Source organism: Paraglaciecola chathamensis S18K6 (genome assembly GCA_000314955.1).
Lineage (GTDB): Bacteria > Pseudomonadota > Gammaproteobacteria > Enterobacterales > Alteromonadaceae > Paraglaciecola > Paraglaciecola chathamensis.
This window is the reverse complement of record BAEM01000056.1, coordinates 55,831-69,082: the sequence shown is the minus strand read 5'-3', so window position 1 is coordinate 69,082 and position 13,252 is coordinate 55,831. Positions and strand designations below refer to the sequence as shown.

Here is a 13,252-nt window from a genome sequence, read left to right as displayed (position 1 = left end):
CACACTGGTATGGCTTGTTTGTACGCTCTCGCTATTCACAACAAACCCACACTATTCAGGACGTTAATATGACCGAAATTTCAGCTGAAGATTTTATTGCCCTCAGTAAATTGTTGCCCGAAGAGCGCTTTGATTATGCGATTACCAGCATGATCGAGCGTCAGCATTTGTGGGGACTTTACGGTGATAATGGCTGGTTAATGCTTAAAGCTGAAGACGATGCATGCATCCCTGTTTGGCCATATGCTGAGTTTGCCCAAGCTTGGGTCAAAAACGACTTTCCCGATTGCGTGCCTAAACAAATTGACTTTGCCCAGTGGCATCAAGTGTGGCTACCGGGTATGCAAAACAATGGTACCTTGGTGTTAGTCTTTCCTTTGAGTGAAGATGAGGAAGGGATCATGCTTGAGGCAGAAGAAATGCTTACCTGCATTGATGAGGAACTACAACCACAAGGTTAGTTTTGAAAAGCTCTGTCATACAGCATGCGGGCTTAGGTGCTAACCAAGCTCAGGTTAATGTGTATATCGGCAATCGTCCGAACTATCAAAATCTCCCTATTATTGAGCATCTACAGGCGCTCAATAATGGGGATATCGAAGCGATCAATAGAGAATGCGGCAATGGCTGGCGTAAAGTATTCAACGTGTATGCCAAGTTAATCTTTGCCTGGCGCGGTGCTGATGCCACGCTAAATGCTCAACTTGCCGGTGCTGAATGTCAAAGCTGGCAGGCCTACAGGGATCGCTTTTTACTTCAAGGAGCAAGTCAAACCGCATTGATATTTCCCTCTCTAGATATAAATAATCAATCGGCTCCTGTGGATATTGGCCAGCGGCACAATGGCAATGAAGACGTCGCTAATTTTCACATCATCATGGGGCGCACCTATGCAAAATCAATGTTGACCGCCAGTACAGTTAATGCACAAGCGTTGAATTTATACTGGTTAGATCAAGAATTTGCCATTGATAGTAAGGCTCGGACTGTGGTCTGCCCGTACTTTGATTATCGGCAATTATCCAATATTAAAATTATCCGTTTGGTCGAGTTATTAATGAGCTTAGATAAGCCGTGAGTGTTATGAGTAATCTTGTATTGCTCGCCTAAGCGACCAAGCGATAAATGTAATGATTAGACTTGATTAAGCCGCCTATATTAACAACAATTCGCCCCCATTATTAATTCCCATCGAGTGTGCTATGTCTGAGTCGTTTTTGCGTCAACAATTTCCCATTTTTCAGCAACTAAATGATGATAAATCATGGGTGTATTTCGATAATGGTGCGACTACTCAAAAACCCCAGATCGTGATTGATACAGTCAACCGTTTTTATTCACAACAAAACGCAAATGTACATCGTGCGAGTCATAGCGTCTCGGCGGCAGCCACAGAGGCTTTTGAACAGACGCGTAAAGACGTCGCGGCTTTTATTAATGCTAGCAGTGAAAAGGAAATTATTTGGACAAAAGGTACCACTGAAAGCGTTAACTTAATTGCGAGTGTTTTAGCTAAGGGCCACTTGGCGTCAGGGGACGAGATTGTTTTGTCTGCTTTAGAGCATCACGCGAATATTGTGCCATGGCAGCAAGTTGCTAATGAACATGGATTACGTCTTAAAATCATTCCGGTGGACGAAAAGGGCGTATTAAAAATAGATAACATTAAGAATGTGATCACTAACAAAACGGCCCTTGTGGCCATTAGTCATGTTTCTAATGCGCTGGGTAATATTAACCCAGTGGCGATGATTATTGCGCAGGCGAAAAAGCATGGAGCGCTAACCTTCGTTGATGGTGCGCAAGCAATAGCGCACATGCCTGTTGATGTGCAGGCGCTTGACTGTGATTTTTATGCTTTTAGTGGGCATAAGGTGTTCGGCCCAACGGGGATCGGCGTATTGTACGGTCGCCAAGTCTTATTGGACGGTTTGCCCCCTTATCAAATGGGCGGTGAAATGATCGAAAAAGTCAGCTTTTCTGATACTACCTTTCAAGGCTTACCGTTTAAATTTGAAGCTGGCACTCCTAATATTGCAGGTGTGTTGGGGCTTGGTGCTGCACTGGCATTTGTGCGCCAGTATAGGTCTGATATTCATAGCCAAGAACAGGCTTTGTATACGGCGCTTATAAGCGGTTTACAATCGATAGATGGTATACGTTTTTGGGGGGAGGTTAACAATAGCATTTGTACCCAGTCATTTACGATTGAAGGGGTTAATAATCAGGATCTTGGCGTCTTGCTCAATGAGCATAATATTGCGCTAAGGGTGGGGCATCACTGTGCGATGCCGTTGATGGAGGCGCTAGGAATTGATGGTACGGTGCGTGCTTCATTAAGCTGTTACAACACCCATGACGATATTAGCCGATTTGTGGATGTGCTAAAGCGTGTATTGCATACCCTTCGCCCTACATCACCCTCTGTCGAAGCCGCGGCTAGGCAGGACAAACTGGAGCAAAAGGGCAAAATTGATAATACGCACAATGGTGCCAGTTCGGTAAATACTGACGTTCTACCGATTGCGAGCAAAATCCGTGAGGCGCGCAGTTGGGATGAAATTTATCGGCAGATTATGTTGGCAGGTAAGCAACTAAACAAATTACCTCCAGAAGATCAAATCGGTCAATACGAAGTGATGGGGTGTGAAAGCCAAGTATGGCTGAAATGCGAAAAACAAGGGAAGCACCTTGTCTTGGCGGCCCACTCTTCTAGTAAAATTGTACGCGGCTTGCTGGCGATTATCTTTGAGCCGCTGGCGCACTTAACGCTTAGTGAGATAAAGCAATTTAGTTTGACGTCGTATATTCAGTCACTGGGGCTGGGTAAGCATGTGAGCCAATCTCGAGGCAATGGTTTACAAGCCGTGATTGATGAAATTCAACGGCAGGTGCGTTAGTGCAGATAGGCGCGTTAGTACAAATAGCTGCGTTAGTACAGATAAGTGCGTTAGTACAATGCTGCTGGGTAGATAAAGACTAGCCGACTACTTTATCAGAGGTAAAAGTGCTTTGAATACTGGCAGGCGGCAATCTTTTACTAATTCAAATAGAGCCATTTCTACCCCCGTGATATTCGCCCCAAGCGCTGTTAATTTTTCCATCGCTAACGATTTGTTCTCATGGGTTCTTGAGGAAATAGCGTCACTGACAAGCTCTACTTGGTAGCCTAAATTCAATAAACCTCTCACACTTTGATAGACACAGACGTGCGCTTCTATCCCGCATACCAGCCAGTTTTTTTTGTCGCTTTCTTGTAAGGCTCTGGTAAATGACGCTTCTTCGCAGGCGTCAAATGTATGCTTGCTAATCAGCGGGTAGTGGGTAAGCTCGTCGGCGAGTGATTTAACGGTATTACCCAATTTTAACGGGGCTTGTTCAACGTGGATGATAGGAAGCGCTAACAATTTTGCGCCTTTAATCAATGTCAATGTATTGTGCAACAGTGCCTCGCTTTGAAACACTTGTTGGGCCAAGTTGCCTTGAATATCAATGACCACTAGTCCGGTATTTTTTGACGTTAACATGCTTAGGCTCGCTGGCGGTTACCAAGTGATACGTTAACCAAGATGGGTGGCAAGCACAATATGCTTGTCGTTATTATCGTTACGCTACTGCATGGTTATGATCCCAATGTTGCTTTATTTTGGTGCATTGAGGGATTGTCCTTTGTACTTATCACTGCTTAACGTATTGATTTTTAGTTGTTTATTTTTTGGGTGTAGCAGGTGCGGTTATTGCTATGCTGCAGCCAGTATTTAGTTTTATAAATGATTTAGTTATTTTGGAGTGTTAGTTGAAGTTTTTAATCTGCGTCTTGTGTTGTGTAATGAGTGTGTCAGCCCTTGGGGCACAGAATAAACCCATAAAGGTTAAAGTGTTTATCGCCGGTATGTTTGAAATTGGGGCCAATCAAGGTGATAAGCCCGGCGAATTTCAACATTGGTTTGAACGTTATTTTATCGATGCTCAATCGATGGATGTTGCTGGTGCACTGACACCAGTATTTTGTAATAAAAGTGGTGTGTGTGGTTCTGTGTTAGGCATGGGGAAAGTGGCCTCGTCATCTTCAATGCAAGCAATTATTTTGAACAGTCAATTTGATTTCAGTCAGAGTTATTTCATGATCAGTGGAGTAGGGGGCATTCCACCTTCACAAGGCACTATCGCAGATGTGAATTGGGGAAGTTGGCTAATCGATTATGACTTGGGCCACCGATGGATGCCGGATGAAGGCGAACCTGGGTCTGCGGTGTTTATGCCAAGGCAAGGCTATGAAGATATTCGTGTTTATCAACTTAACCCTGCTCTAGTCAATTTGGCGTTCTCATTAAGCAAAGACGCACCGTTAAAAGATTCTGCGTCAGCTCAAGCGTATCGTATGCGTTACCCAGAGCCTCAGGCGCGGCGTAAACCCGCGGTTACCGTTGGTACTCACATTGCGGGAGACACCTTCTTTCATGGCCCGGGCTTGTCTGCTGAAGCTCAGTACATCAGCGAATTATATGGAGCTGATGATTACATGATTGCTGAAATGGAGGGGGTAGCGATTGCCCAAGTGTTATCAAGAACATTAGGGACTGATAGGGTGCTGAGTTTACGTGGAGCTGTGAATTTTGATCAGGGCAACCCTAATGAAACAACCTTAGCGCACCTTGATCCTGCGCCGGGTGAAACTGCGGGTGGGTTTGCTGAAACCGTTGATAACATCGTTATCGTGGGTGGTAAGGTGGTCGATCATATCGTTACGCACTGGGCCGACTTTAAAGACGGTTACGCAGCGGAATAATTAGTACTTTTGCTTTTACGGCGAAGTATGGCTTGTTGTTCGTGGAAACGTGAGTTTAGCAAGTAATACGCTTGGGCTAAGGAAAGTCTCGAACTGCTCCTTGGTCGCACTTTTTACATTCAAGTTCAACATTTATATGACGTTCACGGCCTTCTTGGGTTGTCACCCAGAGGCGGTTGGTCCAGGGCGGGTCGTGGCGCACATGTTGATGATGGCCACAAGCAAGTTTGGCTACCCAATGATCTTCTTCGTCTTTGGTGTAACCGATAATCGGTTGTTTCATTTACGCTTTTCCTGTGTTTATTCGTTTTACCCAATACTGTTGTAGAGGTATACCACGGTATTTTCAATGCTCCAGGCGACGAGCAATTTGATAGCCGTTTTGAGCCAAGGCTTGGTATCCTACCTCAATACCCCTGTTTTTATTCCACAGCTTTTTCAGGTTGTATCTTCATGAAACAACTTTTTTAGGTTGTTAAGCTGGTTAACAATCTAAATTGGTTGTTTTTGTTGCCTGTTCACCCTTATTCATCGTAAACTCGTTACCCTAGTTGAACAAAATATACGCATTAAGGCTCGAATATGATCGCTGTATTAACCGGAGATTTGGTGGATTCAACGGCAATGCCCTTAGAAGATTACCAGCTTGCAGTGGGTATAATGGAGAAATACCTAGCAAAATGCCAAGCACGTTTTAGCACCCAAGGTGAGATTTATCGCGGCGATAGCTTACAACTTATTTTTAAACAGCCACAACACGCAATGCGTGCAGCGATTGAACTGAGAAGCCTACTTTTTTGCGCTGAAAATACCCAGCAACCTCTAGGGATCACCTTATCAATCGGCTTAGGCGAGCAACTTATTGACGGCAATAAGCCCAGCGTTTCCCAAGGCAGTGCTTTCACCTTGTCTGGTAGGGGATTAGACAATACGCCTAGCGGGCATATTAGCTTACATCACGAGAGCACCGCTTTTTACGATGCACTGGTTTTGGCGACCAAATTTTTAGATAGCGTGCTGTATTCACATACGCAAAAGCAAGCCCAAGTGCTTTATCATTATTTAAGTATGGACTTTCCTACTCACACCCAATTGGCGAAGGCATTAAGCACCAGCCAGCAAAACGTGACGAAACATTTAGCGCGCATTGGAGCTGACTTAATCAAAGCCTATGTGGTGTTTTTTGAGGAAAAGTTAACTAAGGAAAGCGAATAATGACGCTATTTTTATTGATGATTGTGGCCCATGTATTAGGGGATTTCTATCTGCAAAAAAATCAATGGGTGGCGTGCAGAAATACCCATCATTATGCCTCATGGGGCCTGTGTAAGCATGTCCTGTCGCATCTTGTTTTACTGGTTATTGCTGTATGGCTGGCAGGCGACTTAAGTGCAAAAGCTTGGATTGCGATTGTATTAATAGGGTTTTCTCACCTGCTTATTGATATATGGAAGTCTTATCAAGCAGACAAATTGATTTATTTTTTACTAGATCAACTTTTTCATGTACTGATTATCGCCTTAGCTGCATGGGTACTGAGCGGCGCTGACATCGAACAGATTAAAAACCAACTGCTTTCACTATTAACGGTGAAATACTTGGCCATAGGCTGCGCCTATGTGATTGCCTGTCGCCCAGTCTCTATCGCTATTTCAATTGCCCTTGATCAATACACTGTACAGCTGAAAGATAAACAAACAGGCCTTGCCTCTGCAGGACGTTGGATTGGTTATTTAGAGCGCTGTCTGATTATATCGTTTGTGTTAATTGAGCAATTTGCTGGCGTCGGTTTCTTGCTGGCCGCCAAAACGATTTTTCGATTTGGCGATTTAACAAAAGAAAAAGACATGAAGTTGACCGAGTATATGATGCTGGGCACATTACTGAGTTTTTCATGTGCATTGATTTTGGGCTGGTGGGTCAACCGACTGTGAAAACGTTATTTCTTTGAGTGTTGCAGAACCACTAGGCGTTACAGAATAAGCGCAAAACTCAATAGCTTGCGCTCACCTTCTTCAATTCGAGTAACACTGTGCTCGTATTTGTCAGGTCTGAATAAATACACCCGGCCGAACAAATTAACTATGCACTTTTGACAATGAAACACGCCACCCATTTTTGGCTGGCGCAATACAATATTAAATTTGAAGTACTTCCCTTTGGCTACAGGGTCAATATGGTTCATAACCTTATGTTGATTTGGGTAAGTCACCAAATAAGCTGAGAAACGTTTAGAGGTAAATAACACCTTGTTGCGAACACGAGCTAACACAAACACTCCGAGAAAATGGCTGGAAGAATAAAACTAAAAATAGATTATAACATAGGTGAACAATCGTTTTTTAATATCATTAGTGCTTAGCTAGTCCTAAGATGACTAACTTAACTTGTGTACGCGTACACAATTTTTTCCAGCATGCTTAGCTTCATATAACGCATCATCTGCCACTTTAAGCAATCGCTCTAGTGAACGCACTTGCGCTGTATAGGTAACGCCGAAACTCGCGGAAACGGCTAAACTTTCTTCACCGACTAACTGCAATGGGCGCTGGGCGATTTTTGTGCAGGTGCGCTGGGCTATACTCTGGGCTTTGTCGAGTTTTGTTGCAGGCAACAAGATAACGAATTCTTCTCCTCCCCAGCGGGCAATTGCGTCATGTTCGCGTAATTCACTTTGCAGTAATTGCGCAATTTCAATCAGTACTTTGTCACCTACATTGTGCCCACGGGTATCATTAATGCGTTTGAAATTATCTACATCAACCATAATCAGGCTGGCCGCTTGATTAGCCCTAGCGACTTTGTCAAAACGCCATTGCAAATGCGCTCGGTTATGTAACTGCGTTAGGGGATCAAGCTGGTGCTTTTTGGATGACTCATGTTCAAAAAAGCGAATAATAAGATGCGCCGTTACAAACACCACAAAAATAATCAATAAAACGAATGAAGTATGACTGGTATACGCATTGGTACTTGCGTCCTTACGTGATGACAGGGGCGTAATCAGGTACAATTTCCAGTGCAGCGCTTTTAAGTCGATTTGAGCAATTAGGCTAGTGAAGTTGGCTGTTTTGACAATAGTATTATTTAAACTAGGCAAGGTTTTCTGCTGTGCTGATAGGGCTTGAAACCACGACAATTGCTCAACCGATAAAATGCGTTTTCCATCGGCTAATAGCTCAGGATCTGACGCCAGTACAACGTCGTCATTATGATCAACAAAAACAAAATCATATCCAAATGAGTCTTTGTAGCGATCAAAGGCTTCTAAAAAGGTTTTTAAGCGCTTGCCCACGCCAATAAACCCTAAAAATGTGCCTTGATCATTAAACACCTTCACATCGAAATAAATATGTATATCTTGCCTATTTCCCAGCGCTGCCGCGACATTCACCGATTGCTGCTTAATCCTAAAATACCATTCAACTTCCCCCTCTTTTAACGCTAATGTGCTGCCGTCAGCGTTATATTGCTTGCGGCTATTTTCACTGGCTACAAAAAAGTCCATGTTGTAGTCCATAGACATACGCTTAACCAAATCGAGTAATGCATTGTCATCAATGGTTTTAGCAGCCATTAGGCGGCGTAGGGTTTGTGTATTAGCGAGAATTTGAGCTGTGTGCAGAGGCTTTACTAATTCCTCGGTGACCAAATCAAAAGCAGGGGTCATGGATTGCTGTTGTAAGCGGCTTTGTTCTTCTACTGAGTCTGACAGGGTAAAATAGCCGCTAATTGCAACAGCTATCGCCATAACAAACAGCATAATGGGCACTTTAAAGCCGACCGCGGGCAAATGAGTTCGTTGCGAAGTGCTCAACAGGTATTCCATTATGTTCAAAAAGAGTTAATGCTACTGATTTAAGCGAACGAAATACATACCATTTTAGTGGTAAAGATCGCTCAAAAAACAACCATTTAATTTGCCGCTATATTTATTTAGCTAAATGAGCTGAGCCACCCTCAGGTCGATTCTTGGCTTCGATCCATTGGGCCATATACTGGGTGCTTTTATGATGATGATGCTGCAACATGCTGCCGGTAAAATTCTTGAGTCTATGGGCAGACAAAGCACGTTTTGTTTCTGTGAGATGCGCTACTAGTTCAGGCCCAAGGGTTGATTTGTTGAAGCGCTGTAATACCTGTTTTGTGTTTTGCAAAGCACCTCGCCATGTCATTTCATCTTGGTACAACGCAATAGCATGCTGCGCAATCTCTTGGGCGGTATTCGCCACAGCACCTGGCCAGTGGTTGTCGCCGCACATACCTTCAATGCCAATTGAGGTCGTCACACTAGGTGTTTGACAAAGCATGGCTTCGGCCAACTTGCCTTTTATTCCTGCGCCAAAACGAAGAGGAGCTAAACACACTCGGGCATCACTCATCACGGCTTTTGCATCTTCTGCCCAGCCCTTGATATGAAAGCCTTGATTTGGCTTGTGCAACTGGGTTGCTTTTGGTGGAGGATAAGCTCCATAAATATGCAGTTGTGCTGCGGGCAGGGCCTGACGGATCAAGGGCCAAATCTCAGATTTTAACCACAGAACCGCATTCCAATTGGGCTCATGGCGAAAATTTCCTATGCTAATAAAATCTTGTCGCTGGGAAAACGTCTTGTTTGCGGTTTGCTCGCCGGCGCTGTCTAAATCAAGCATAAACGGACAGTGGTGCAGCAAATACTCTGGCACATCAAAAGTTTCTTGCAGCAAGGCGTGCTCGTAGTCAGAAATGATTAAACTGATATCACAGCGATAGATTGAGGCAATTTCACGCAAAGCCAAATCGCTTTTGAGGTCGCATTCATTAACAGATCTGCCTTGCTTAAATGCCCTGTGACGAGCATCACGTAAACTGTGGAGATCTTCAGTATCAAGCACACGAAGCGCATCGGGACAGTGTTTGGCCACTCGCCAACCGAATTGTTCTTCTAACATAAAGCGGTCAAATAAAACGAGGTCGGGAGCTTGCTGCACAATAAAGTCATCAAAACTACTGCAATTAAGGGCAATACTGTGCTCACTTATGCCCATTTCCGTAAGGTCAACTTTATGCTCACCTTGCACTGCGGGGCTGGCAAAACTGACCGTCCAGCCTTGCTCAGTAAACAGGGTTAACAGGCTCATCATATGTTGACCAGCCGCAGATGAGTTAGGCTCTGGCCATACATAGCCGATAACTAAAACGTGTTGAATTGACATAAAATTACTCGGGTTGCTTCGCAAGCTGTACGCAGTTACGGCCCGCTTTTTTCGCTGCATATAAGGCGATATCGGCCTGCTTCATGATATCACTGAACTGATTAAACTCGCTGCTGCGCTTAGCGATCCCGAAACTGGCGGTAATTTTAACGGTTTTACCCTGGTTTGGTTTGCCAGTGCCGCGTTTGGGCGCTTTCTTGGGGCGTGGTTTTTCACGTAAGGCGATTGGATAATCAGCGATAAGTTGTCGAATTTGCTCTACGAAAGGCAAGGCTTGTTGCGGGGTTTTACGAGGGAATATCATAATAAATTCCTCACCGCCAAACCGAAACGCTTTGCCACCTCCGCCAATTCTATTTAACCGACTGGCGACCAATTTTAGCACTTCGTCACCAACGTCGTGGCCATAGGTATCATTAAACTTTTTAAAATGATCTATGTCTGCCATAACCACCACATATTTGCGCCCAAGGGTGTTTACATATTGCATTAAGGCTCTGCGTGACGGGACACCTGTCAGTTCATCTTTAAATGCCATGTTAAAGCTGTCTTTTAGCATGGCGTATACAAAGCTTGTGGCTAAAACGAGAGTTAAAACGCTATGCAATTCAAAGCCTGAATAAGCTGGCATAATGGCAACGAGCAGAGCGCCTAAAAGAAGTGCTGCATGATTATTATCCGTTACAAAGATAAAGCGCAGCAAACAGGTAAACAATGCCAGACCAACCAACAGCCACTCAAATGGGGTGTATATAGCATTTAATGCAGGGTCAAGCCGATTAGCAAAGGTGTAGATTGGACTGAGATGGTTTTGGACTAGCGCTGGCAAGTACGTTAAAGCGGCCCAACTTAGCACAGTGACAACTAACAGTTTTACTAAGGTTATCGCGACATTGTGCCCTGAAAAGCCGCTGTCTTTAACGCAACTTAAATAACTGAGTATCATTAGCACAATTAGCGGTAAACGGCGGCTAAATTCAGACGAGAGGTCTATTTTTTCATGGCCAATAAGCAGTAATATAGCCAACATTACGCAGCACCAGAAAAGTCGGCTTCGGCCAAATTGTAGCGCTATCACTGCACTCACCGCTAATGCAACATAGCCAATCCAAGGCAATGGTAGAAACCAGTCCAGTAGCAGTGGCCGCTGAGCCTCAACGAAATAAATAACCAGGATAAACAGCGCGGCATAAACGAAGAGGTGGCGAAAAATAGCGTACAAGTAAGTCAAATTGTCCAGCTCGAACTTGGCATAAAACCCTATTGTATGAAATTTTTGTTTGCTTCATAAGTGTATGTGTTAATTTGGTGCAAAATAAATGAATGTTATCAATCTGTTAAAAGGAGCCGTATGTCGTCTCATGTAGTATTTGGAGCCGGTTTAATAGGCAGTTTTTTAGGTGCCTGCATGCACCATTTAGGGATAAATGTGGCGCTTGTTTGTCGAGCTTCCGTCAGGAATAAGTTAGCAAAAGGGGTCACATTAACTGACTATCAGGAACATCAGGCCCGTGCTGAAAAGCTTAATTTTCTTGATATCGACGTATTGGCCAAGCTCTCAGCAGAGCAAATTAACTGTGACTTTTTGTGGTTAACCGTAAAATGCCACAGTGTTGAGCAAACCGTGCAAGATATTAAGCCACTGGTCAACAAAGATACGGTAATATTGTGTTGTCAAAATGGTTTGGGGTCAGACAAACAAGTCAAAGATGCCTTTCCTGACAATATCGTGTTGCGTGTTATGGTGCCATTTAATGTCGTCGAATTAGAAAAAGGCCATTTACACCGAGGTTCACAGGGGCACCTTACCATCGAGCAATCGAGCCAAGCCAACATAAGCGATGATTTAGTGAATTTATTGAATAGCCCCTTGTTGCCTGTTGCGCTAACGCAAGATATGCAAGCGTTGTTGTGGGCTAAATTACAGTTAAATTTAGGCAATAGCATTAATGCGCTTGCCGATATTCCGGTTAAAAGCATGTTAGAACAGCGGGGTTATCGCTTAGTTATCGCTACCTTGATGCAAGAGTTACTTGCCGTATCGAACGAGCTAGGGCTGACCTTGCCAAAGGTTACGTCAGTGCCCGCTAGTGTGATCCCCTATGTACTCAAATTGCCGAACTTCTTGTTTACCCGCGTTGCTAATAAAATGCTGGCGGTGGACCCAACTGTACGCACCTCAATGTGGTGGGATATGTCACAAGGAAAGCCAACTGAAATCGCGTATCTTAACGGTGCCATCGTTGATACTGGGATGCGAATAGGCGTATCAACCCCCGCGAATAAACGCATTGTGGCGTTGATAAAGGCACTATCTCACGACAATGAGAAAAAAGTGGACGGCAGTGGCGCTAATACTAACGGCAATGCGGGTAAAGGTGTCAATCTTACCCGCCCGGTGAGCGCTAAACAGCTACAGAAATTGATTGGATAAAGAAGACGTTTATAACCAATTTACGCAGTGCTAAGGACAACGTTAACGGCTAGGCGTTAACGTCGTTTAACAGTTTGGGTTTTAGATTATCTACCCACATCGCCGTTGCGCCGCAAATGGCAACCGGCATGACAAGAAAGTTGATTATGGGGATCATAGAGAAAATGCTGACCCCAATACCGAAGCTAAAGCAATTTCCTCGACTCTGGTTAAGCGTTCTTCGCATGTCTTTGAACGCCACTTTGTGATTGTCAAAAGGGTAATCACAATACTGGATGGCCATCATCCATGCTGAAAACAAAAACCATAGTATTTGACCAAAAACAGGCAATATAAAAAATAATAACAAGAAACCCAATGCGCGCGGTATGTAGTAGGCAAGTTTTGCAAACTCACGGCCTAACGTACGGGGGATATCTTTCACTACGTCCAATACCCCTGTGTCGCCTAAGTCTTGACCTGTAAGGTGTTTCTCAACTTTCTCCGCTAATAAGCCATTAAAAGGGGCGGCGATCCAGTTGGCTAATGTGCCAAAAATAAGTGCGAAGATAAGTAAAATACTGATCACTGCAAGGGGCCAAATAATGTAACTCAAAGCTGATTTAAGCCAACCTAGCCAGTCTGGTATCAAATCTACTAACCACACAATAGCTCCGTCTATTTGGCCAAAAAGTGCGTAGAACGCGGCACAAAACAGGAGCAAGTTAACCATCAAGGGAATAAAAACAAAGCGCTTTAAGCCCTTGGTTTGAATAAGGGAAAAGCCCTGTAAGAAGTAATTCAATGTGTAGCCTCTTTTGTATACTATTTGTACATTTAATGATTGTTTGCCAA

General features: G+C 44.0%; 14 protein-coding genes. 7 read left to right on the top strand and 7 right to left on the bottom strand.

From position 1 onward, the window contains the following. The first annotated feature begins 68 nt into the window (after positions 1 to 68). The 3 genes from GCHA_RS19940 to GCHA_RS19930 all read left to right on the top strand — a co-directional run bounded on the left by GCHA_RS19940 (position 69) and on the right by GCHA_RS19930 (position 2,900). Complete coding sequence (locus tag GCHA_RS19940) at positions 69 to 461, top strand: DUF2750 domain-containing protein (protein WP_007991584.1); 393 nt, start codon at positions 69 to 71, stop codon at positions 459 to 461. Positions 462 to 463: 2 nt separating this feature from the next. Next, on the top strand, positions 464 to 1,078 hold the full coding sequence (locus GCHA_RS19935) for a DUF6942 family protein (protein WP_007991582.1): 615 nt from the start codon (positions 464 to 466) through the stop codon (positions 1,076 to 1,078). A gap of 124 nt (positions 1,079 to 1,202) precedes the next feature. Then, on the top strand, positions 1,203 to 2,900 hold the full coding sequence (locus tag GCHA_RS19930) for a SufS family cysteine desulfurase (RefSeq protein WP_007991580.1): 1,698 nt from the start codon (positions 1,203 to 1,205) through the stop codon (positions 2,898 to 2,900). A gap of 87 nt (positions 2,901 to 2,987) precedes the next feature. On the opposite strand, the gene GCHA_RS19925 is transcribed toward GCHA_RS19930, so the two are convergent. Next, positions 2,988 to 3,527 (bottom strand): isochorismatase family protein, encoded by a 540-nt coding sequence (locus tag GCHA_RS19925; protein WP_007991579.1) that lies wholly within the window; start codon positions 3,525 to 3,527, stop codon positions 2,988 to 2,990. A 302-nt stretch (positions 3,528 to 3,829) separates the two neighbouring features. Between GCHA_RS19925 and GCHA_RS19920 the strand changes: the two genes are divergently transcribed. Next, positions 3,830 to 4,789 carry a purine-nucleoside phosphorylase gene (locus tag GCHA_RS19920; RefSeq protein WP_007991575.1) on the top strand — a complete coding sequence of 320 codons (960 nt, stop codon included), beginning with the start codon at positions 3,830 to 3,832 and terminating at the stop codon, positions 4,787 to 4,789. A 76-nt stretch (positions 4,790 to 4,865) separates the two neighbouring features. On the opposite strand, the gene GCHA_RS19915 is transcribed toward GCHA_RS19920, so the two are convergent. Then, positions 4,866 to 5,072, bottom strand: coding sequence for a DUF3565 domain-containing protein (locus GCHA_RS19915; RefSeq protein WP_007991573.1), 207 nt, complete (start codon positions 5,070 to 5,072; stop codon positions 4,866 to 4,868). Between the two features lie 299 nt (positions 5,073 to 5,371). On the opposite strand from GCHA_RS19915, the gene GCHA_RS19910 reads away from it, so the two are divergent. Then, positions 5,372 to 6,004, top strand: coding sequence for a hypothetical protein (locus GCHA_RS19910; protein WP_007991571.1), 633 nt, complete (start codon positions 5,372 to 5,374; stop codon positions 6,002 to 6,004). Further along, complete coding sequence (locus tag GCHA_RS19905; protein WP_007991570.1) at positions 6,004 to 6,723, top strand: DUF3307 domain-containing protein; 720 nt, start codon at positions 6,004 to 6,006, stop codon at positions 6,721 to 6,723. Before GCHA_RS19910 ends, GCHA_RS19905 begins: the two co-directional genes overlap by 1 nt. A gap of 38 nt (positions 6,724 to 6,761) precedes the next feature. On the opposite strand, the gene GCHA_RS19900 is transcribed toward GCHA_RS19905, so the two are convergent. The 4 genes from GCHA_RS19900 to GCHA_RS19885 form a co-directional block, all read right to left on the bottom strand. Further along, positions 6,762 to 7,061, bottom strand: a complete 300-nt coding sequence (locus GCHA_RS19900) for a hypothetical protein (protein ID WP_007991569.1) — start codon at positions 7,059 to 7,061, stop codon at positions 6,762 to 6,764. A 105-nt stretch (positions 7,062 to 7,166) separates the two neighbouring features. Then, complete coding sequence (locus tag GCHA_RS19895; protein ID WP_193362840.1) at positions 7,167 to 8,618, bottom strand: GGDEF domain-containing protein; 1,452 nt, start codon at positions 8,616 to 8,618, stop codon at positions 7,167 to 7,169. 103 nt (positions 8,619 to 8,721) lie between these two features. Then, positions 8,722 to 9,984 carry a glycosyltransferase gene (locus GCHA_RS19890; protein WP_007991567.1) on the bottom strand — a complete coding sequence of 421 codons (1,263 nt, stop codon included), beginning with the start codon at positions 9,982 to 9,984 and terminating at the stop codon, positions 8,722 to 8,724. Between the two features lie 4 nt (positions 9,985 to 9,988). Continuing rightward, positions 9,989 to 11,014, bottom strand: coding sequence for a GGDEF domain-containing protein (locus GCHA_RS19885; protein WP_007991566.1), 1,026 nt, complete (start codon positions 11,012 to 11,014; stop codon positions 9,989 to 9,991). A 321-nt stretch (positions 11,015 to 11,335) separates the two neighbouring features. Here GCHA_RS19885 and GCHA_RS19880 point away from each other — a divergent pair, with 321 nt between their 5' ends. Continuing rightward, the gene (locus GCHA_RS19880; protein WP_007991565.1) at positions 11,336 to 12,418 is read left to right on the top strand and encodes a 2-dehydropantoate 2-reductase; all 1,083 of its coding nucleotides are present in this window, start codon (positions 11,336 to 11,338) and stop codon (positions 12,416 to 12,418) included. A gap of 49 nt (positions 12,419 to 12,467) precedes the next feature. Here GCHA_RS19880 and cysZ read toward each other — a convergent pair whose 3' ends face one another. Then, positions 12,468 to 13,202, bottom strand: coding sequence for a sulfate transporter CysZ (gene cysZ, locus GCHA_RS19875; RefSeq protein WP_007991564.1), 735 nt, complete (start codon positions 13,200 to 13,202; stop codon positions 12,468 to 12,470). Positions 13,203 to 13,252: the final 50 nt, after the last annotated feature.